This window comes from Conyzicola nivalis (genome assembly GCF_014639655.1).
GTDB classification, from domain to species: domain Bacteria; phylum Actinomycetota; class Actinomycetes; order Actinomycetales; family Microbacteriaceae; genus Conyzicola; species Conyzicola nivalis.
The window spans coordinates 556,197-575,602 of the sequence record NZ_BMGB01000001.1 but is presented as its reverse complement, the minus strand read 5'-3'; the positions used below and the strand labels follow the sequence as shown (position 1 = coordinate 575,602).

Here is a 19,406-nt window from a genome sequence, read left to right as displayed (position 1 = left end):
GCAGGCGCTACGCCCACCACTCCGACTGGCGGATGAGCTTCATCGCCTCGCGCTTCGCTTCGGGCTCGAGCCCCTCGATGAAGAGGTGCCCGTCGAGGTGGTCGGTTTCGTGCTGGAGGGCCTGGGCCATGAGGCCGTCGCCTTTCAGCTCGACCGGGTTGCCCTCGAGGTCGATGCCGGTGACGCGGGCGTACGGGTAGCGCAACCGCGGGAAGTAGAAGCCGGGAACCGACAGGCAGCCCTCGTCGACGGTGTGTGGTTCCCCCGACACCTCGACCAGCACCGGGTTGATGATGTACCCGACGACGTCGTCGACGTTGTAGCTGAAGGCGCGCTGTCCGACGCCGATCTGGTTCGCGGCGACGCCGGCGCGGCCCGGCACGCGCACGGTGTCGAGCAGGTCGCCGATGAGTGCCGAGGCTTTGGCGTCGCCCGGGCGGATCGGGTCGCAGGAGGAACGGAGAACGGGGTCGCCGAAGAGGCGGATCTCTCTGACCGTCACGGCGCTACGAGTTACGACGGACGGGCAGGCCGTCGGCGACGAGGGCCGCGAGCTCGCGGGCCGCGTTGCGCGTGATGGGGCGCAGTTCGCGGTAGTTGACGACGGAACCGGCGGCGAGCTGCGGGTCGTACGGGATGCGCACGATCTCGCGCACGCGCGAACGGAAGTGGGCCTCGATCTCCTCGAGCTTGATCAGGTTGGTGCCCTGAGTCGCCGTGTTGAGAGCGACGACGGCATTGCGCACGAGGTCGCCGTAGCCGTTGGCCTCGAGCCAGGTGAGGGTCTCGGAGGCGAGCCTGGCCTCGTCGACGCTGCCGCCCGACACGATCACGATCGAATCGGCGCGCTGCAGGGTGGCCCGCATGACCGAGTGCACGATGCCGGTTCCGCAGTCGGTGAGCACGAGCGAGTAGTACCGCTCGGTGAGGTCGGCGACGACGTTGTAGTCGTTCTCGTCGAACGCCTCGGAGAGCAGCGGGTCGGTGTCGGAAGCCAGCACGTCGAGCCGGGTCTCGTCGCGGGAGACGAGGGTCGAGAAGTCGGTGAAGCCGTTGATCGAGGGGGCGCGGGTCACGACGTCGCGCACGGTCGCGCGGGTCTGCTTGTTGATGCGCTCGGCGAGGGTTCCGCGGTCGGGGTTGGCGTCGATAGCCACGATGCGGTCTTCGCGCGCGTCGGCGAACGCCATCCCCATGATGGTGGTGATCGTGGTCTTTCCGACGCCGCCCTTGCGGGTGAGTACGGGCACGAACCGTGCCGAGCCCTCCCATTGCCGGTCGATGCGGGCCTCGACCGCCTTGCGCTCGCGCACCTTCTGCGAGTCGCCGAGGTTGATAGTGTGCAGCGAGGCGGCGTAGACGAAGGCGGGCCAGCCGCCCTCGGGCGCGTGACGGCGCTTGCCCTTGGTCTCGAGCAGGCGGTCTGCGGTGAGCATCGCCGCGGTCTCGGGAGCGTTCGACGTCTGGCCGCGAAGACGGTCACGGCGGCTGAACTGGCGGTCGGCCGTGGGCAGCTCGGGGATGACCTTCGGCTCGACGACGGGCTCTTCCGGGTGGATGGTCACGTCTTCGGCGACGACCGAGATGGTGGTCGTCGTGGGATCGGCGCTGAGCACGACCTCCCCGGGGTTGATCGTGTTCTCGTCGATCGCGACGGCCACTTCGTCTTCGGGCGCGGAGTGCACCGGCGCGGGCAGCTCGACGTTCACCGTCAGGCTCTCGGGCAGGGCGGCAGCGAGGTCGGCACCGGAGTCGTCGGCGAGCTCGCTGTGGAACTCTCCAGTTTCGGGGGTGGAGTCGGCGGTCTCGTCGTCGAGAACCTGGATCGACCCGTCTTCCCTTATGCGTCTAATAGCCACGGCGGCATTCCCTTTCGGTGCAGTACAACCCTCAGTTTACTGCCCGAGCCGCCGTGGCCCGCCCGCTAGTGCGAAACTACTTCGCCTTGACCTCGAGCAGCAGGTCGCCGCCGTCGACCTGTTGCGTCTTCGGGATCGCCAGACGGACGACGGTTCCGGCGACGCTGGACGTGATGGCGGCCTCCATTTTCATCGCCTCGATGGTCGCGACACTCTGGCCGACCTCGACCGTGTCGCCCACCTCGACCTGCACCGTGACGACGCCGGAGAACGGCGCCGCGACGTGGCCGGGCACCGCGGCATCCGCCTTCTCGGCACTCGCGGTGGTCACCGAAATGCCCCTGTCCCGCACAAACACTGGGCGCAGCTGGCCGTTCAACGTGGCCATCACCGTGCGGATGCCCTTGTCGTCCGCGTCGCCGATCGCCTCGAGCCCGACGAACAGGCTCACGCCCTTGTCGATCGCGACGACGTGCTCGACGCCCTGGTGCAGGCCGTAGAGGTAGTCGGTGGTGTCGAGCACCGAGAGGTCGCCGTAGTTCTCGCGGACCTGCTCGTAGGTCTTCGCCGGAGCGGCGAAGAGCAGACGGTTGAGGGCGGCACGACGGGTCTTGGGGTCGCTGTCAAGGGCCTCGAGGTCGGATGCGCTCAGCTCCTCGACGCCGATTTTAACCGTGCGGCCGGCGAGTACTTTCGATCTGAACGGCTCCGGCCATCCGCCGGGCAGTTCTCCGAGCTCGCCGGCCATAAAGCCGATGACCGAGTCGGGGATGTCGTACTTGGAGGGGTTCTCCTCGAAGTCGGCCGGGTCGGCGTCCGCGGCGGCGAGGGCGAGGGCGAGGTCGCCCACCACCTTCGACGACGGGGTCACCTTGGGCGGGCGTCCGAGCATCTCGTTCGCCGCGGCGTAGAGGTCCTCGATCTTCTCGAACTGGTCGGCCAGGCCGAGGGCGATCGCCTGCTGGCGCAGGTTGGACAGCTGGCCGCCGGGGATCTCGTGCCGGTAGACGCGGCCGGTCGGGCCGGCGAGGCCGGACTCGAAGGGCTTGTAGACGTGGCGCACGGCCTCCCAATAGGGCTCGAGGTCGCTCACGGCCTGCAGCGAGAGGCCGGTGTCACGATCGGTGTGGGCGAGCGCGGCGACGAGCGCCGAGGCGGAGGGCTGGCTCGTGGTGCCGGCCATCGGCGCGCTGGCGACGTCGACCGCGTCGGCGCCCGCGCGGGCCGCAGCGAGCAAGGTGGCCAGCTGGCCGCCGGCGGTGTCGTGCGTGTGCACGTGCACCGGGAGGTCGAAACGCTCCCGCAGGGCGGTGACGAGCGTCTCGGCGGCTCCCGCGCGCATAACGCCGGCCATGTCCTTGATGGCGAGCACGTGCGCGCCGGTGTCGACGATCTGTTCGGCGAGACGCAGGTAGTAGTCGAGGGTGTAGAGCTTCTCGTTCGGGTCGAGCAGGTCGCCCGTGTAGCAGAACGCCACCTCGGCGAGGGTGCTGCCCGTCTCGAGCACCGAGTCGATCGCCGGGCGCATCTGCGAGACGTCATTGAGCGCGTCGAAGATGCGGAAGATGTCGACACCCGTCGACGCGGCCTCGCGCACGAACGCGTCGGTCACCTTCGTCGGGTACGGGGTGTAGCCGACGGTGTTGCGGCCGCGCAGCAGCATCTGGATGTTGATGTTCGGCAGCGCCTCGCGCATCGTGGCCAGGCGTTCCCAGGGGTCTTCGCCGAGGAAGCGCAGCGCGACGTCGTAGGTCGCCCCGCCCCAGGCCTCGACGGAGAGCAGCTCGGGCGTCATGCGCGCGACGTGCGGCAGCACCGCGACCAGGTCGCGGGTGCGCACGCGGGTGGCGAGTAGCGACTGGTGGGCGTCGCGGAACGTGGTGTCCGTCACGGCGAGGGCGGTCTGCGCGCGCAGGGCGGTCGCGAATCCGACGGGGCCGAGCTCGAGCAGCTTCTGTCGAGACCCGGCGGGAGCCTCCGCCTCGAGGTCGACGACCGGCAGCTTGACCTGCGGGCTGATGAGGCCGGCGCCATCGCCGTTGGGCTGGTTGACCGTCACATCGGCGAGCCAGTTGAGGATCTTGGTGCCGCGGTCCTTCGACTGGTGCGAGTTGAGCAGCTGGGGGCGTTCCTCGATGAACGAGGTGCTGAGGTCGCCGGCGATGAAGTCGGGGTCGTCGAGCACGGCCTGCAGGAACGGGATGTTGGTGGAGACACCGCGCAGCCGGAACTCGGCGAGACCACGGCGTGCCCGTGTGACGGCCGCGGCGAAGTTGCGGCCGCGGCACGTCATCTTCACCAGCATGGAGTCGAAGTGCGGGGAGATCTGCGCGCCGGCGCTCACCGTTCCGCCGTCGAGGCGGATGCCCGCGCCGCCGGGCGAGCGGTAGGTGGTGATCTTGCCGGTGTCGGGGCGGAAGCCGGCGGCCGGGTCCTCCGTGGTGATGCGGCACTGCAGGGCGGCGCCGCGCAGGTGGATGTCCTGCTGTTCGAGGCCGAGCTCGGCCAGGCTCTGGCCGAACGCGATGCGCATTTGCGACTGCACGAGGTCGACGTCGGTGACCTCCTCGGTCACGGTGTGCTCGACCTGGATGCGCGGGTTCATCTCGATGAAGAAGTGCTTGCCCGCGCGCTCCCCCACCGTGTCGAGGAGGAACTCGACCGTGCCGGCGTTCACGTAGCCGATCGACTTCGCGAACGCGATGGCGTCGCGGTACATGGCCTGGCGGATGTTCTCGTCGAGGTTCGGCGCGGGGGCGATCTCGATGACCTTCTGGTGGCGCCGCTGCACCGAGCAGTCGCGCTCAAACAGGTGCACGGTGCCGCCGTGGGCGTCAGCGAGGATCTGGACCTCGATGTGACGCGGGCGCACGACGGCCTGCTCGAGGAACATGGTGGCGTCGCCGAAGGCGCTGTCGGCCTCGCGCATCGCTTCCTCGAGCGCTCCCCTGAGTTCTTCCTGTGTGTTCACGCGGCGCATTCCGCGTCCACCGCCTCCGGCGACGGCCTTCGCGAAGATCGGGAAGCCGATGTCGGCGGCCTGCTCGAGCAGCAGTTCGATGTCTTTGCTGGCGGCCGTCGACTTGAGAACGGGCACGTTCGCGGCGATCGCGTGTTCCTTCGCGGTGACCTTGTTGCCTGCCATCTGCAGCACCTTGGTGGGCGGGCCGATGAAGGTGATGCCCGCGGCCGCGGCGGCCTGTGCGAGGTCGGGATTCTCGGAGAGGAAGCCATAACCCGGGTAAATGGCGTCCGCGCCGCACTCGACGGCGACCCGGATGATCTCGTCGACGTCGAGGTACGCGCGCACCGGGTGACCCGGCTCGCCGATCTGGTATGCCTCGTCGGCCTTCAGCCGGTGCATCGAGTTGCGGTCCTCGTAGGGGAACACCGCCACGGTCTTGGCACCGAGCTCGTAGGCAGCCCGGAAAGCACGGATCGCAATTTCACCTCGGTTGGCGACGAGAATCTTCTTGAACAATTGAGCCCCTTCGGCACACCGCAGACGTTTAGGTTCTTTAAGACTAGTGAAGGTATCGTCGTTACTCGTGCATGTACTCAGCGTCAGTTCCCTCAAGGGGGGTGTGGGCAAGACCACGGTCACCCTTGGACTCGCCTCTGCCGCCTTCGCGAAAGGCCTGCGAACGCTCGTGGTGGACCTCGATCCACAAGCCGACGTTTCGACCGGCATGGATATCGACGTCACGGGTCGCCTGAATATCGCGGATGTGCTCGCGTCGCCGAAAGAAAAAGTCGTTCGAGCAGCGATCGCCCCGAGCGGGTGGACCCGCGGACGCCCCGGCAAGATCGACGTCCTCATCGGTTCGCCCTCGGCCATCAACTTCGACGGCCCTCACCCGAGCATCCGGGAGATCTGGAAGCTCGAGGAGGCCCTCGCCAACGTCGAGAGCGACTACGACCTCGTTCTCATCGACTGCGCGCCATCGCTCAACGCCCTCACGCGCACCGCGTGGGCGGCGAGCGACCGCGTGACGGTCGTCACCGAGCCCGGCCTGTTCTCGGTCGCGGCCGCCGACCGCGCCCTGCGCGCGATCGAGGAGATCCGCCGTGGTCTCTCCCCCCGGCTGCAGCCGCTCGGCATCATCGTGAACCGCGTGCGCATCCAGTCGCTCGAGCACCAGTTCCGCATCAAGGAACTGCGCGACATGTTCGGCCCGCTCGTGCTCAGCCCGCAGCTGCCGGAGCGCACCTCGCTTCAGCAGGCGCAGGGTGCCGCGAAGCCGCTGCACGTCTGGCCGGGCGAGAGTGCCGAGGAGATGGCCCACAACTTCGACCAGCTGCTCGACCGCATTATGCGCACGGCGAAGATCGGTGACTACAGCGAGGTTCGCTGAGCCGCGACATCCTGACATAAAAAATCCCCGGCTCATCGCGAGCCGGGGTTTTTTGTGTCTGAGTGCCAGCTAGCTGGCCTTGCTCACGCGGCGCTTGGCCAGTTCGTCTGCCGGGTCTTCGGCCGCGACCGAGTCGAGCTCGATGAGGCTGGTCTCGACCTCGCGCAGCACCTTGCCCACGGCGATGCCGAAGACGCCCTGGCCGCGGCTGACGAGGTCGATGACCTCGTCGTTGCTCGTGCACAGGTAGACGCTCGCGCCGTCGCTCATCAGCGTGGTCTGGGCCAGGTCGTTGATGCCCGACTCGCGCAGCTGGTTCACGGCGATGCGGATCTGCTGCAGGGAAATGCCGGTGTCGAGCAGGCGCTTGACGAGCTTGAGAACGAGGATGTCGCGGAAACCGTAGAGGCGCTGCGACCCGCTGCCGGCCGCTCCGCGCACGGTGGGGACGACGAGGTCGGTGCGGGCCCAGTAGTCGAGCTGGCGGTAGCTGATGCCTGCGGCACGGGCGGCTACGGCGCCGCGGTAGCCGGTGGCGTCGTCGTGGTCGGGCATTCCGTCGGTGAAGAGGAGGCCTAGGTCGTAGCGGGATGCCTCGCTACGGCTGAGTTCACTCATGGCTCTGTCCTCTTAACCTTCATCGTGAAGTTGACGCTTAATGTTGTCGAACTCCACGGTACCGAGACACCCGACGCTCGTGCGGCTCATCCGGCGAAACTGCCCGGCGTGTCGCACGTGCTGATATTCGACGGTACTACGAATCGAGTCGCGTGAGGGCAGACCGGATGAGACTGCTGCGGACGATTTCGAGTTGGCTCGCGATCTCGCGGGCCATTTCGGCCGCTTTGGCGCGGCTGGAGGCGTCTTTGCGACGGGCGACGGGCATAAGCGCGTTCTCGATCAGACCGAGCTCACGCTCGGCCGCCGCGCGGAATCCGCGGAGGTGCCGCGGCTCGATTCCCGAGCGCTGCAGCTCGACGAGCGACTTGAGGACGGCGAGCACGTCTTCGCCGAAGGTGTCGGCGGCGACGATGAGCGAGGCGGATACCGCGTCGTTGAGCAGCATCGCGTTCGCGCCCGCCTCGCGTACGAGTTCGTCGCGCGACAGTCGGCGTTCGGCGCTGAGCATGGAGGGCGCCTGCACGGCTCCGCCGGGCAACTCGGGCTGGCGGCCGGCGTCGAGTTCGTCGAGGTAGCCGCGGATGACCTTGAGCGGCAGGTAGTGGTCGCGCTGCATGCTGAGCACGAACCGCAGGCGGTCCATGTCGGCGCCCGAGAACTTGCGGTAGCCCGAGTCGGTGCGGGCGGGGGTGATCAGCTGGCGTTCCTCGAGAAAGCGGAGCTTCGACGGGGTGAGGTCGGGAAACTCAGGGTTCAGCTTGGCGAGCACCTGCCCGATGCTCAACAGACCCGAACCCCCAGGCACACCGGCCTGGGCGGCTGCTCGAGCCACTATTTACCAGCCGCGGTCGCGAGGTCGACGCGCGAAGCGTAGAACGTGAGGCGGAACTTGCCCACCTGCACCTCGGACCGGTCGCCGAGCGCCTCGGTGGCGATGCGCTCGCCGTTGAGGTAGGTGCCGTTGAGCGAGCCGAGGTCTTTAACCTCGAAGCGCGTGCCGTGGCGCAGGAACTGCGCGTGACGACGCGAGACGGTGACGTCGTCGAGGAAGATGTCCGCCTCGGGGTGACGCCCGGCGGTGGTCACGTCTGCATCGAGCAGGAAGCGTGCGCCGGCGGTGGGACCGCGACGCACGATGAGGAGGGCCGAACCGGACGGGAGTGCCGCGATGGCTTCTTGCTCTTCGGCCGATACCTCTCCCTCGAGAGCGGCAAGCTGCGCGCCGAATTCGTTGCCGAATGTCAGCGTCGTGTCGTTTTCCTGGGGCACGTTGGCTTTTTCCTCTTGCGCTCTGGGGGCATCTCGGGTCGGGTTCTCGTCAGCGGGATCGTCGCCTGGTCGATTCATGTCAGAACGGTCCGGAATCTCGGAATCAGTCATCGTGAACCTCCCATACTGGCCAAACGCCCGGCTAGCCAGCCGGCTAGAGCGAGCCGCTTGACCGGCCTTGCTGATTGTCCAGCGTAACGGATGCGGGGCCGGTTCCGAGTCGAAAGAATCCGCAACTGTTAGTGAAGCCGGGAAACCCGCGCTGCCTCGCGCAGATAGACGCCCCCGGCCCACCAGTAGAGGAACGCTCCCCACAGCGCGAACGCGAACCCGACGGGCACGGCGACGGGCGCGGTAACGGGGAACGCGTGCGCGATCATGATGATCGGCAGCGCGTAGAACAGGCAGAATGTCGCCACCTTGCCGAGGTGGTGCACCGGCAGCGGTCCGTACCCGTGGTTGGCCAGCACGACGCCGACGACGAGCAGCATGACGTCCCGCCCCACGATGGCGGCGAGGAGCCACCAGGGCAGGATCTCCCGCGCTGCCAGTCCGACGAGAGCCGCGAAGATGAACAGCCGGTCTGCGGCGGGGTCGAGCAGCTGGCCCAGACGGGTTATCTGGTGGAACCGCCGCGCGATCACGCCGTCGAGGTAGTCGGTCACGCTCGAAATCACCAGCACGAGCAGGGCGAGAGCGTCGTCGCCGCGCAGGATGAGCACGAGGAACACGGGCACCAACGCCAGCCGCAGGAAACTGAGGATGTTCGGCACGGTGAACACCCTCGAGCTGACCGTGGGCGCATCGTCGGCTGTCACAAGACAGGAGTCTAGTCACGCCTGCGGTTCTACCATTTATGCCATGGGTCCTCTCGCCGTGGTCGTCACTATCGCCGCCGCGGTGTGCGTCGTCGCCTGGGTGCTGTCGCTCGTCACCCACGACCATTCTTGGGTCGACAGGTTCTGGTCGATCGTCCCGGTGGCCTACGTGTGGGTCTTCGCCCTGTCCGCCGGACTCGACGACGCGCGCCTCACCGTGATGGCGGTTCTCGTGACGCTCTGGGGCGCCCGCCTCACCTTCAACTTCGCGAGGAAGGGCGGCTACACCGGCACGGAGGACTATCGTTGGGCGGTTCTGCGGGGCCGGATGCGACGCTGGCAGTTCGGTTTCTTCAACCTCTTCTTCATCGTGCTGTACCAGAACACCGTGCTGGTGCTGCTCGCGCTGCCGGCCCTCACCGCTTGGCAACACCGCGGAACCCCCTTCGGCGCGGTGGACGGGCTGCTCGCCGCGGTCTTCGTCGCCCTGCTCGTGGGCGAGACGGTCGCCGACGAACAGCAGTGGCGGTTCCATGCGTGGAAACGCGCACGGGGCGCGGCCGGTCCACGGTTTCTGCAGACGGGATTGTGGCGCCTTTCGCGACATCCGAATTTCTTCTTCGAACAGGCGCAGTGGTGGGTGTTCTTCCTCATCGGCGCCTCGGCCGCCGGCTCGCTGCTGCAGTGGACGGTGCTCGGACCGCTGCTGCTCACGCTGCTGTTCGTCGGATCGACGATCTTCACCGAGAGCATCACGCGCGGCAAATACCCGGAGTACGCCGAGTACCAGGCGACGACCTCGGCCATCGTGCCGTGGTGGCCGCGGCGCCGGAGGGTCGCTCCCCCGGCCCCGGCGACGGACGTATAGCGTTGACGCATGTCCTGCATCCGATTCAACACCCCGGCGCAGCGCCAGGCCATGCGCGACCACGCCCCCGTCATGCTCACGCCCGAGGAGGCGGCCGCGCTGCATCCCGCCCCCGCGGTGACCGAGTCGAAGATCGCGCGGTTGCGACTGCTCGCGACCCACGAGAACCCGAAGATCCGCGAGAGCGTAGCGAGCAGCTACCACGCGCCCGAAGACCTGTTCGAGGCACTCGCCCACGATCCCGACGCGGGCGTGCGCGCATGCCTGGCCCGCAACGAGTCGGTGCCGTGCGACATCCTGCGTTCGCTCGCCGACGACGAGTCGGAGACGGTGCGCGGCTGGCTCGCCGTCAACTTCTTCGTTCCGGCCGACGTGATGGACCGGCTCGCCGACGACGCCTCCGACACCGTGCGCTCGCTCGTGCGCTGGAAATCGGAGCTCGCGGTCGCGAACTAGCGGCGGTCAGTCGTTCGAGCGTCCGTTACGCCAGTAGCCCATAAAGGCCACCTGCCCGCGGTCGATGCCCACGTCGCGCACGAGGTAGCGGCGGATGCTCGTGATGGCGCCCGCCTCGCCCGCGACCCAGGCGTAGAGGCTCGCCCCCTCCGGCGCCTCCGGCACGTCCCAGAGGATCGCGTCGGGATCGGTCGACTCGACGACGGTCTGCGCGGCTGCCGCGAGCGTCGATCCGACGACGTCGGGTCGGTCGGCGACCCACTCGTGGACGGCGGGAAGCAGTCGGCCGCCGGGGGCAGCGTCGTCCCTCGAGATCCAGTCGACGGTAACCCGCGCGGAGTGGCGGATCTCGAAGCGGTCGGCGGCGTCCGGAATCTCGATGATGGCGTGGGCCGCGCGCTCGGGCGGCAGGGACTCGAGGATGGATGCGATGGCGGGCGCCGCCGTGGCGTCGCCCACGAGCAGCAGGTTCCGCGCCGCTCCCGGGTGCCAGTCGCTTCCGGCGCTCGACTTCTCGCTCAGCGCGTCCGGTCCGATGACGATGATCTCGGCGCCGACGCTCACGGCCGCCAGCCAGCGCGCTGCCGGACCGTCGCCGTGCACGACGAAGTCCACATCGAGCTCGCGCTCGAGCGGGCGGATGTCGCGCACCGTGTAGACCCGGAGCGGATTGCGTGCCTCGTTGGGCAGCGCGCGCCACTTCGAGTACCAGTGGCCGTCGGCCAACGGCTGTGCGTCGTCCCAGCCACAGTCGCTGAAGCCGATCCCGGGGAGCGGGAAGACGAGGTTGATGCGCTGGTCGAGGCCGAGCGTGCCGAACGTCGCGAGGTCGTCGCCGGTGAAGGTGACGCGCACGAAGTGCTCGCTCAACGGGGTCACGCGACGCACCCGCACCCGGAACGGCCGGTACGCCGGACGGGAATCCGGGACGGTCGTCGGTCGGGCGACGAGCGTCTCGCTGGAAGTAAGCATCGCCTAAGTATGGCAGACCTAACCTCGGCCACCTATTCGCGCGATCAGCACGCCCGTCCGGTCCGCCGGATAATACCGGGCGCCAGCGGGCCGGGCAACGCCTCCGACGCAGGCCGTATCCTGAACCCATGACGAGGCGCGGGGCTGACCCCATCTACGGAGTGGCAATCGGTGCCGGGCGCACCCTGTTCGGTCTGCTCGGTGTCAAACCGACGGTGACGGGAGCGGAGCACCTTCCCGAGACCGGGGGCGCCGTGCTCGCGATCACCCACTTCGGCTACCTGGACTTCGCCCTCACCGAGTGGGTGGTGTGGATGCGCAACCGCCGCCACGTGCGCTTCCTCGCGACCAAGGGAGCGTTCGACAAGCCGGGCGTCGGATTCCTGCTGCGCGGCATGCGCCACATCCCGGTCGACATGAAGGCCGGAGCCGACGCCTACCGCCTCGCCGTGCGGGCGCTGCGCGACGGCGAGATGCTCGGCATCTTCCCCGAGGGCGGCGTGAGCGCCTCGTTCGAGGTGCGTGAACTCAAGTCGGGCGCGATCCGCATGGCCGCCGAGGCCGGCGTGCCGGTGATCCCCGTCGCGGTGTGGGGCGGCCAGCGCCTGCTCACGAAGGCGGTCGGATCGACGCTCCGCCAGAAGTTCGGTGTGCCCGTCGGCTTCGCGATCGGGGCGCCCATCCTCCCCAGCGAGACGGATGACGCGGCCGCCGTAACCCGTGAGCTGCAGCACACGCTGCAGTCGCTGGTCCACTCGCTGCAGGAGCGCTACCCCACCGACGGCACCGGCGCCTGGTGGCAGCCCGCCCGACTCGGCGGAACCGCGCCCACCCCCGAGGTCGCCGCCGTCGCCGAGAAAGCTCGCAAGGAGCGCAAGGCCCGCGAGGCCGCGGAGAAGCGGGCGTAGTCGTGAGCAACGTCACGGCGCCCGGTTCGGTGCGCGTCGACAGTTGGATCTGGGCGGTTCGCGTGCTCAAGACGCGTTCGGCCGCGACCGCCGCGAGCAAGGCCGGGCACGTGCGAGTGAACGACGAGCGCGCCAAGGCCGCGCAGCCGGTGCGCATCGGCGACGAGGTGCGGGTGCGCACCGGAGAGGGTGAACGCATCCTCATCGTGCGGCGGCTCATCGTGAAGCGCGTGAGCGCGCCCGTCGCCGCCGAATGCTTCGAGGACCTCACTCCCCCGCCCCCTCCGCGTGAGGAGCGCGTGCTCACCGCCGTGCGTGACCGCGGCGCCGGGCGGCCGACCAAAAAGGACCGACGCGACATCGACAGGTTGCTGGGCGAACACCCCGGCCCCTAGTCAGCCTCCTCCCCGCGACGTATCGTCGAAGGATGAGCGACTCCACCTACACGGCCCAACTCGTCGGCAGCGACGGCACCGAGAGCATCGAACTGGAATTCATCGGCGGTCTGCCGCAGAAGAGCTTCGTGCGGCCGGTCTCCGGCGACAACGAGGGCGAAGAGATGCTCTGGGAGCTCGTCGACGGCGGCGAAGGCAGCGAGAACGCGAGCGAGTTCGAGTACCGCCAAGCCGGCTGGCCGGGTGCCGACTACTCGTGACCGGCGCGTCGGCTCGCGGCCCGTTCGCACAGGTCCGCGGGGCCGTTGACCGCAACGTCGCGACGTGGCGCTCGCACCTGCTCACCACGTTCTCGGGAAGCAGCGACGGCAAACCGCGCTGGGTAGACAAAATCGCCGACGGCGACGACGCCGGGTACTTCGGCGTGGGTTCGGCGGCCTGGGCCGTGCACGGCGGCATCCCGACGCTCGTCGCGGGCATCCGCGCCCTGCTGATGCAGACGCTGCACCCCGGCGCGATGGCGGGTGTGCACGACTGGTCGCGCTATCGCGAGGATCCGCTCGGGCGGCTCTCCGGCACGATCCAATGGCTCGTCACCGTGACCTTCGCGGACACCGCTGTGGCGGTGGCCGAGTCATCCAGAGTCGGTCGCTTTCATGACCGCGTCGTCGGCGAATATTCGGATGCGCAGGGGGTCACCCGGCCCTATGCCGCGGGCGACCCCGAGTTGCTCGCCTGGGTGCACGTGGTATTCACCGACGCGTTCCTGTCCTGCCACGAGCTGTGGGGCGGCCCGATCCCGGGTGGCGCGGACGCCTACGTGCGCGAGTGGGCGAAGGCCGGGGAACTCGTCGGGGTGCAGGCGCCCCCGCGCTCCGAGGCCGAACTGCGCGCGCAACTCGATTCCTTCCGCGCGGCCGGCACGCTGAAGAGCGACGAACGCGTCGCCGAGGCCGTGCGGTTCATCCGCAATCCGCCGCTGCGCAGATCGATGCTTCCCGCCTACCGCGTTCTGTTCGCGGGCGCGGTGGCCTCGATCCCCCGCGAATACCGGGACATGCTCGGGCTCAAGCGGTCGCCGCTGCCCGTCGTGTTCGCCACCCGTGTCGTGCTGCGTTTTGTGGGCGCGGTGCTGGGCACGGAGTCGACCTCGGAGGTCGCGGCCAGGGCCCGGATCGCCCGGCTAGGCCTCGTCGGGCCGCGCCTCTAGTCCTGCCACTGCCCGCTCTTCGGGATCACGAGCGGGGTGTGCGACACCGGGTCGTCGATCACGAGGCAGGACAGGCCGAACACGTCGTCGACGAGCTCGGCGGTCACGACGTCACGCGGTGCGCCGGTCGTGACGATCTCGCCGTCCTTCATCACGATGAGGTGGGAGGCGTAGCGCGCGGCGTGGTTGAGGTCGTGCAGCACGGCCACGATCGTGTTGCCGGCGCGGTGCAGGTTGGCGAAGAGATCGAGCAGGTCGATCTGATGGGCGATGTCGAGATAGGTCGTCGGTTCGTCGAGCAGCAGGATGGGGGTCTGCTGAGCGAGGGCCATCGCGACCCACACGCGTTGGCGCTGGCCGCCCGAGAGTTCGTCGAGCTGGCGGGTAGCAAGCGACTCGACACTCGTCGCCTCCATCGCGGCCCAGAGGGCGGCCTCGTCGGACGCCGACCACTGCCGGATGAGATTCTGGTGCGGGTAGCGCCCCCGGGCGACGAGGTCGGCGACGGTGATGCCCTCGGGCGCCACCGAGGTCTGTGGCAGCAGGCCGATCGTGCGCGCGACCTCCTTCGGCTTGTACCGGTCGATCGCCTTGCCGTCGAGCACCACGCTGCCGGCGCCCGGCTTGAGCAAGCGGGCGAAGGACCGCAGCAGGGTCGACTTGCCGCACGCGTTGGGACCGACGATCACGGTGAACGAACCGTCGGGGATCTCCGCCGAGAGGTCGCGCGAGATGACCCGCTGGTCGTAGGCCAGGGTCACCCCGTCGGCGTGCAGTCGTGGTGCGGTCATGTCTGTTTCCTTGCCTGGCTGATGAGGAGACCGATGAGATAGAGTCCGCCGATCACGACGGTGACCATGCCGACCGGCACCGCGGCCGGCAGCACGTGCTGGGCGACGAAGTCGGCGGCGAGCAGCAGCAACGCGCCGGTCAGGGCGCTCGCTACGAGCGGCACGCCCGCGCTCCTCGTCAGGCGGCTCGCGATCTGCGGGGCCGCGAGCGCGACGAAGGCGATCGGCCCGGAGCTCGCGGTGACGACGGCGATGAGCGCGACGCCCACAACGAGCAGGGCGAGCCGCGCGGGTTCCACGCGCATGCCGTGCGCTTTCGCCGCGTCGTCGCCGAGCTCGAGCTGGCGCAGCCCGCCGCTGAGCACCAGCACGAGGACGGCGAGCACCCCCAGCACAGCGAAGGCGGGGAGGGCCTGCTCCCAGCCGACGAGCGAGATCGATCCGGCGCCCCAGATCGAGGCCGCCATCGCCACCTCGACCTGGGCCCGCAGCAGCAGCCAGGTGTTGAAGGCGTGCAGGATCGCGGTCACGGCGATGCCCACGATGATGAGCCGGAAACCCTGGATGCCGCGGCGGTAGGCCAGCAGGTAGACGACGAGCGCGCTCGCCAGGCCGCCCACGACGGCCCCGCCCGCGGTCGACAGGTAGCTGTCGCCGACGAGGGTGATGACGAGCAGCGCGCCGGTGTACGAACCGGTGGCGAACCCGATGATGTCGGGAGAGCCGAGCGGGTTGCGGGTGAGCGACTGGAAGACCGCGCCCGACAGCGCGAGCGCCGCGCCGAACACGAGGGCGACGAGCACGCGCGGCAGCCGCCACTCGAGCACGATCGTCGTGGCGAAGCCACCGTCGGTGGCGAACATGGCGGTGACCACCTGGCCGACGCTGAGCGGGTAGTCGCCGGTTCCGAGCGCGACGAGCGAGAGCACGAGCAGGGCGACGGCGAGCGAGCCGAGCACCACGAGCTGCCGTTTGGCGACGACGGTGCCGAGCAGGGGAAGGCGAACGGATGACGCGGACCTGCGGGCCTTGGCGGCGGCCGTCTGCGCGCTCGTCGCATCCGGGGCCGGCGCATTCCCGGCGGCCGCATCCGTCACGGCGTTCACAGGCCGAACGCCTTCTGGCGGCGCACCAGCGCGATGAGCACGGGAGCCCCGATGCAGGCGGTCACGATGCCGGCGGGCAGTTCGCCGGGGCGCAACACGACCCGGCCGACGACGTCGGCGACGAGCAGGAGGATCGGGCCGAGCACGATCGAGTAGGCCACGATCCAGCGCTGGTCGGGGCCGACCATCCAGCGCGCGACGTGCGGCACCATCAGGCCGACAAAGGCGATCGGTCCGGCGATGGCTGTGGCTCCCCCGGCGAGCAGGCTCACCGCGACGATCGCGAGGGTGCGCGTCAGCCGCACTCGCGCGCCGAGCGACGAGGCGAGGTCGTCGCCCAGCGAGATCGCGTTGAGCGACCGGGAGATGAGGAAGGCGAGCACGCAGCCGACGGCGACGAAGGGCAGCACCGGAACGAACCCGTCCCAGCCGCGACCTTCGAGCGAGCCCGACTCCCACGCCTGCATGGCGGCGAATCCTTCCGGGTCGGCGAGCAACATGGCCGAGACGATTCCGCTCAACACCGCCCCGAGCGCGACGCCGGTGAGGGTCAGGCGGACCGGGCTGGCGCCCTCGCGGCCGATCGAGCCGATCACGTAGACGACCATGGTCGCGAGCAGAGCGCCGCCGAACGCGAACCAGAGGTAGCCCTGCACGGTCGTGATGCCGAGCACGCCTACCGCGATCGCGACGGCGAACGCCGAACCGGAGGTCACACCGAGGATGCCGGGGTCGGCGAGCGGATTGCGCGTCACCGCCTGGGTGAGGGCGCCCGCCACACCGAGGGCGAGGCCCGCGACGATCGCGATGCACGTGCGGGGAAGCCGCGAGTCGAGCAACACGATCGCGTCGTTCGACTGCCGCGCCCCGCCGAAGAGCGTCTGCGCGATCACGTCGAGCGGGATCTGACGCGAACCGATGGTGATGCTGGCGGCGACGGCGAGGACGAGGAGCACAATGGCCACCGCGAGACCGGCAGCGCGGGTCGGCACAGAGCGCACCCGCGCTGGTGCGTTCACGGATTTCTCGGCGGTCATTTGGTCTTAGCTTAGGCTACCCTTGCATGTGCACCGGCCCGACCGATGCCACCAGTTCCGTTCCGAAGCCCGTCGATCCGCGCGCCCGGCACTACCAGGAAGGCTCATCACCGCATGAGATTCAGAACCGCAGGCGTGGCCGCAATCGCCGTCGCCGCCCTCGCCCTCACCGCCTGCTCCGGCGGCACCGCGCCCGTCGACGAGGGATCGTCCGACTCCGGCGCGTCGAGCGAGGCGTTCCCCGTCACCGTGTCGACCGAGTTCGGCGACGTCACGGTCGAGGAAAAGCCCGTGCGCATCGTCGCCCTGGGCTGGGGCGATGCCGAGACCGCGCTCGCCCTCGGCGTGCAGCCGGTCGGCGCCTCCGACTGGCTCAGCTTCGGCGGCGAGGGTGTCGGACCCTGGGCGGAGGGTCTCTACGACACCGCCCCCGAGATCATCGAGACGCTCGAACCCTCGTACGAGGCGATCGCGGCCCTCGAGCCCGACCTGATTCTCGACACGAAGAGCTCGGGCGACCAGGAGCGCTACGACAAGCTCTCGTCGATCGCGACGACCGTCGGGGTGCCCGAGGGCAAGACCAGCTACCTCACCACCATGGACGAGCAGATGGACCTCGTCTCGAGCGCGCTCGGCCTGAAAGAGAAGGGCGACGAGCTGCTCGCCGAGGTCGACGCGACCTACGAGGAGGCCGCGGCCGCACACCCCGAGTGGGAGGGACTCACCGTCTCCGCCGCTACCAAGACCAGTGAAGGCTGGGGTGCCTACATCGAGGGCAGCGAGCGTGTGAGCTTCCTCGAGCGCCTCGGCTTCGCGCAGTCGCCCGAGATCGCGGCACTACCCGCCAACTCGAGCGGCTTCTCGGTCGACATCTCGAGCGAGCAGCTCGACCTGCTCGACGCCGACCTCATCGTCGCCTTCCCGATCTTCATCCCCACCACCGAGATCACCGAGGACCCGCTCTTCGCGGCCATCCCGGCGGTCGCCGCCGGCCACTCGGTCGTCATCGACGGCGACATCTCGGCGGCGTACTCGCTCGGCACGACCCTCGCCGCGAAGTACTCCATCGAGAACCTGGTACCGAAGATCGCCGACGCGCTCGGCTAGTCGCAACAGGAAAAAGCCCGGCACACGCTCACGCGGGTGCCGGGCTTTTCGTTTGCCGTTACGCCGTCGGCGGGGTGGTGCGCACCTTGGGCGCCCTGGCCTGGGCCTGCTGGCCGGCGAGGGCGGCGCCGGCGGCGGTTCCGGTGGCGCGGCCCGTGACGATCTCGGCGATGTCGATGCCGGTGAGGTCGCGCACGATCTGGGTCGCGGTGGCCAGCTGGGTGGCGACGTTCTGGCCCACCTGCTCGGTGCCGCTTCCGTCGGACGAGATGACCGTCATGTTGTTGATCGCGGAGAGCGGCTCGGAGGCCGCGCGCACGATGTCTGGCAGCTGGCCGATGACCTGCTGGCGCAGCAGGTCGTCGGCGCGTTCCTCGAGGGCGTCGGCCTTGGCGCGGGTCGCCTCGGCCTCGGCGGCGCCCTTGACGCGGATCGAGTTGGCCTCGGCCTCGCCCTCGGCACGCAGGGCCTCGGCAGCCGCGATACGGCGGTTCTTCTCGGCGACACCCTCTGCCTCGGTCGCTTCCGCGGCGCTGCGACGGCGGTTGCGCTCGGCCAGACCCTCGGCCTCGACGGCCTCGGAGCTCGCCTTGCGCGCATCACGGTTGGAGTTGGCCGCGGCTACGGCCGCGGCGGCGGTCGCCTCCGCGTTCTTCTGCACGGCGTACGACTCGGCGTCGGCGACGGCGCGGATCTCGGCGTCGAGCTCCTGCTTGCGCAGGCCCACCCGGGAGGCGGCGTTGATCTCGTCCTGGGCGATGACGCCCTGCTGCGCGATCGACTCGGCGAGCGGGCGGGCGGCGGCCGCTTCGGCGCGGGCCTTGTCGGTCTCCTTCTGGATCTCGGCGTTGCGCAGGTCGAGCTTTCGCTGCTGCTCGGCGACGGCCTGGTCGGCCGAGATGCGGGCCTCTTCGGAGGCCTGGCGGGAGACGGACTCGGCGATCTCGGCGACCTGCTTCACGCGGGCGGCCTCGGCACGCCCGAGGTCGCGGATGTAGCCGTTGTCGTCGTCGATCTCCTTGATCTGCAGCGTGTCGATCTGCAGGCCCTGCACGTCGAGCGACTCCCGCACCGCCTCGAGCACCTGGCCCTGCAGGGCGGAACGGTTGGTGATGATCTCGGTCACCGTGAGCTGGCCGACGATGGAACGCACGGAACCGCTCAGGACCTCTTCGGTGGATGTCTCGATCTGATCCTGCTGGTTGAGGAACCGCTGGGCGGCGGCGCGCACCATCGACTCCGAACCGCCGACCTTGACGACGGCGACGGCGTTCACCTTGATCGTGATGGCGTCTTTGGTCTGGGCCGTCGCCTGCACGTTGAGCTGGCGGCTGCGCAGGCTGAGCTTGAAGTGCGCTTCGACGACCGGCATAACGAAGACGCGCGAACCGAACACGACACGCTGGCCGCCGTTCTCGTCTTCCGCGTCGCCCTGCTTCTTGACGGTCTTCTGCCGCGAGGTGACGATGATCGCCTCGTCGGGCTTCGCGACCTTGATACCGCGCAGGAAGGTGAACAGGATGACGAGGACGACGATGACGACGATGACGACGATGCCGCCGGTCACGATCGCATCCGCGGGCAGGGGGGTTTCCATGTGAGCTCTCCTGGGGGGTCGTGGTGCCCTCCCAGTA

Annotated in this window: 20 protein-coding genes; 8 read left to right on the top strand and 12 right to left on the bottom strand. The window is 69.1% G+C overall.

Going from position 1 to position 19,406, the window contains the following annotated elements:
* Window positions 1-7: 7 nt before the first annotated feature.
* The 3 genes from def to IEV96_RS02800 all read right to left on the bottom strand — a co-directional run bounded on the left by def (window position 8) and on the right by IEV96_RS02800 (window position 5,340).
* Window positions 8-502: a peptide deformylase gene (gene def / locus IEV96_RS02810; protein ID WP_188509188.1), complete on the bottom strand. Its 495-nt coding sequence runs from the start codon at window positions 500-502 to the stop codon at window positions 8-10.
* A gap of 4 nt (window positions 503-506) precedes the next feature.
* Entirely contained in the window at window positions 507-1,859 is a 1,353-nt protein-coding gene (locus tag IEV96_RS02805) for a MinD/ParA family ATP-binding protein (protein WP_229732977.1), read from the bottom strand.
* 76 nt (window positions 1,860-1,935) lie between these two features.
* On the bottom strand, window positions 1,936-5,340 hold the full coding sequence (locus tag IEV96_RS02800) for a pyruvate carboxylase (RefSeq protein WP_188509187.1): 3,405 nt from the start codon (window positions 5,338-5,340) through the stop codon (window positions 1,936-1,938).
* Between the two features lie 67 nt (window positions 5,341-5,407).
* On the opposite strand from IEV96_RS02800, the gene IEV96_RS02795 reads away from it, so the two are divergent.
* Window positions 5,408-6,214 carry a ParA family protein gene (locus tag IEV96_RS02795; protein WP_188509186.1) on the top strand — a complete coding sequence of 269 codons (807 nt, stop codon included), beginning with the start codon at window positions 5,408-5,410 and terminating at the stop codon, window positions 6,212-6,214.
* Window positions 6,215-6,283: 69 nt separating this feature from the next.
* Here the strand turns inward: IEV96_RS02795 and IEV96_RS02790 are convergent, their stop codons facing one another.
* The 4 genes from IEV96_RS02790 to IEV96_RS02775 form a co-directional block, all read right to left on the bottom strand.
* Window positions 6,284-6,832, bottom strand: a complete 549-nt coding sequence (locus IEV96_RS02790; RefSeq protein ID WP_188509185.1) for a MerR family transcriptional regulator — start codon at window positions 6,830-6,832, stop codon at window positions 6,284-6,286.
* Between the two features lie 136 nt (window positions 6,833-6,968).
* Window positions 6,969-7,667, bottom strand: coding sequence for a transcriptional regulator FtsR (gene ftsR, locus IEV96_RS02785; protein WP_188509184.1), 699 nt, complete (start codon window positions 7,665-7,667; stop codon window positions 6,969-6,971).
* Window positions 7,667-8,182: an FHA domain-containing protein gene (locus tag IEV96_RS02780; RefSeq protein ID WP_373282408.1), complete on the bottom strand. Its 516-nt coding sequence runs from the start codon at window positions 8,180-8,182 to the stop codon at window positions 7,667-7,669. Before IEV96_RS02780 ends, ftsR begins: the two co-directional genes overlap by 1 nt.
* Before the next feature lie 161 nt (window positions 8,183-8,343).
* The gene (locus IEV96_RS02775) at window positions 8,344-8,922 is read right to left on the bottom strand and encodes a CDP-alcohol phosphatidyltransferase family protein (protein WP_229732975.1); all 579 of its coding nucleotides are present in this window, start codon (window positions 8,920-8,922) and stop codon (window positions 8,344-8,346) included.
* 43 nt (window positions 8,923-8,965) lie between these two features.
* Here IEV96_RS02775 and IEV96_RS02770 point away from each other — a divergent pair, with 43 nt between their 5' ends.
* On the top strand, window positions 8,966-9,790 hold the full coding sequence (locus IEV96_RS02770) for a DUF1295 domain-containing protein (RefSeq protein WP_188509182.1): 825 nt from the start codon (window positions 8,966-8,968) through the stop codon (window positions 9,788-9,790).
* Window positions 9,791-9,799: 9 nt separating this feature from the next.
* Window positions 9,800-10,246 (top strand): hypothetical protein, encoded by a 447-nt coding sequence (locus tag IEV96_RS02765; RefSeq protein WP_188509181.1) that lies wholly within the window; start codon window positions 9,800-9,802, stop codon window positions 10,244-10,246.
* Window positions 10,247-10,252: 6 nt separating this feature from the next.
* Here the strand turns inward: IEV96_RS02765 and IEV96_RS02760 are convergent, their stop codons facing one another.
* Window positions 10,253-11,218 (bottom strand): siderophore-interacting protein, encoded by a 966-nt coding sequence (locus IEV96_RS02760; protein ID WP_188509180.1) that lies wholly within the window; start codon window positions 11,216-11,218, stop codon window positions 10,253-10,255.
* 128 nt (window positions 11,219-11,346) lie between these two features.
* Between IEV96_RS02760 and IEV96_RS02755 the strand changes: the two genes are divergently transcribed.
* The 4 genes from IEV96_RS02755 to IEV96_RS02740 all read left to right on the top strand — a co-directional run bounded on the left by IEV96_RS02755 (window position 11,347) and on the right by IEV96_RS02740 (window position 13,731).
* A complete protein-coding gene (locus IEV96_RS02755) occupies window positions 11,347-12,126 on the top strand; it encodes a lysophospholipid acyltransferase family protein (RefSeq protein ID WP_188509179.1) in 780 nt (259 codons plus the stop codon).
* Window positions 12,127-12,128: 2 nt separating this feature from the next.
* Window positions 12,129-12,521: an RNA-binding S4 domain-containing protein gene (locus IEV96_RS02750; RefSeq protein WP_188509178.1), complete on the top strand. Its 393-nt coding sequence runs from the start codon at window positions 12,129-12,131 to the stop codon at window positions 12,519-12,521.
* Between the two features lie 32 nt (window positions 12,522-12,553).
* Window positions 12,554-12,781 (top strand): hypothetical protein, encoded by a 228-nt coding sequence (locus IEV96_RS02745; RefSeq protein WP_188509177.1) that lies wholly within the window; start codon window positions 12,554-12,556, stop codon window positions 12,779-12,781.
* A 77-nt stretch (window positions 12,782-12,858) separates the two neighbouring features.
* Window positions 12,859-13,731, top strand: coding sequence for an oxygenase MpaB family protein (locus tag IEV96_RS02740; RefSeq protein ID WP_229733342.1), 873 nt, complete (start codon window positions 12,859-12,861; stop codon window positions 13,729-13,731).
* Here the strand turns inward: IEV96_RS02740 and IEV96_RS02735 are convergent.
* The 3 genes from IEV96_RS02735 to IEV96_RS02725 are packed head-to-tail and all read right to left on the bottom strand — an operon-like array spanning window position 13,728 to window position 16,665.
* Window positions 13,728-14,522: an ABC transporter ATP-binding protein gene (locus IEV96_RS02735; protein WP_188509175.1), complete on the bottom strand. Its 795-nt coding sequence runs from the start codon at window positions 14,520-14,522 to the stop codon at window positions 13,728-13,730. The genes IEV96_RS02740 and IEV96_RS02735 overlap by 4 nt on opposite strands.
* A complete protein-coding gene (locus IEV96_RS02730) occupies window positions 14,519-15,619 on the bottom strand; it encodes a FecCD family ABC transporter permease (protein WP_188511089.1) in 1,101 nt (366 codons plus the stop codon). Before IEV96_RS02730 ends, IEV96_RS02735 begins: the two co-directional genes overlap by 4 nt.
* A 5-nt stretch (window positions 15,620-15,624) precedes the next feature.
* Window positions 15,625-16,665: a FecCD family ABC transporter permease gene (locus IEV96_RS02725; RefSeq protein ID WP_188509174.1), complete on the bottom strand. Its 1,041-nt coding sequence runs from the start codon at window positions 16,663-16,665 to the stop codon at window positions 15,625-15,627.
* Window positions 16,666-16,779: 114 nt separating this feature from the next.
* On the opposite strand from IEV96_RS02725, the gene IEV96_RS02720 reads away from it, so the two are divergent.
* Window positions 16,780-17,772, top strand: a complete 993-nt coding sequence (locus IEV96_RS02720) for an iron-siderophore ABC transporter substrate-binding protein (protein WP_188509173.1) — start codon at window positions 16,780-16,782, stop codon at window positions 17,770-17,772.
* A 58-nt stretch (window positions 17,773-17,830) separates the two neighbouring features.
* Here the strand turns inward: IEV96_RS02720 and IEV96_RS02715 are convergent, their stop codons facing one another.
* On the bottom strand, window positions 17,831-19,369 hold the full coding sequence (locus tag IEV96_RS02715; RefSeq protein WP_188509172.1) for an SPFH domain-containing protein: 1,539 nt from the start codon (window positions 19,367-19,369) through the stop codon (window positions 17,831-17,833).
* Between the last annotated feature and the right edge of the window lie 37 nt (window positions 19,370-19,406).

Excerpts from the sequence above, each read along its gene's own strand:
- IEV96_RS02790 (WP_188509185.1), bottom strand. The coding sequence starts at position 6,832 with ATGAGTGAACTCAGCCGTAGCGAGGCATCCCGCTACGACCTAGGCCTC.
- IEV96_RS02780 (WP_373282408.1), bottom strand. The coding sequence starts at position 8,182 with ATGAATCGACCAGGCGACGATCCCGCTGACGAGAACCCGACCCGAGAT.
- IEV96_RS02770 (WP_188509182.1), top strand. The coding sequence starts at position 8,966 with ATGGGTCCTCTCGCCGTGGTCGTCACTATCGCCGCCGCGGTGTGCGTC.
- IEV96_RS02765 (WP_188509181.1), top strand. The coding sequence starts at position 9,800 with ATGTCCTGCATCCGATTCAACACCCCGGCGCAGCGCCAGGCCATGCGC.
- IEV96_RS02760 (WP_188509180.1), bottom strand. The coding sequence starts at position 11,218 with ATGCTTACTTCCAGCGAGACGCTCGTCGCCCGACCGACGACCGTCCCG.
- IEV96_RS02755 (WP_188509179.1), top strand. The coding sequence starts at position 11,347 with ATGACGAGGCGCGGGGCTGACCCCATCTACGGAGTGGCAATCGGTGCC.
- IEV96_RS02745 (WP_188509177.1), top strand. The coding sequence starts at position 12,554 with ATGAGCGACTCCACCTACACGGCCCAACTCGTCGGCAGCGACGGCACC.
- IEV96_RS02735 (WP_188509175.1), bottom strand. The coding sequence starts at position 14,522 with ATGACCGCACCACGACTGCACGCCGACGGGGTGACCCTGGCCTACGAC.
- IEV96_RS02725 (WP_188509174.1), bottom strand. The coding sequence starts at position 16,665 with ATGACCGCCGAGAAATCCGTGAACGCACCAGCGCGGGTGCGCTCTGTG.
- IEV96_RS02720 (WP_188509173.1), top strand. The coding sequence starts at position 16,780 with ATGAGATTCAGAACCGCAGGCGTGGCCGCAATCGCCGTCGCCGCCCTC.
- IEV96_RS02715 (WP_188509172.1), bottom strand. The coding sequence starts at position 19,369 with ATGGAAACCCCCCTGCCCGCGGATGCGATCGTGACCGGCGGCATCGTC.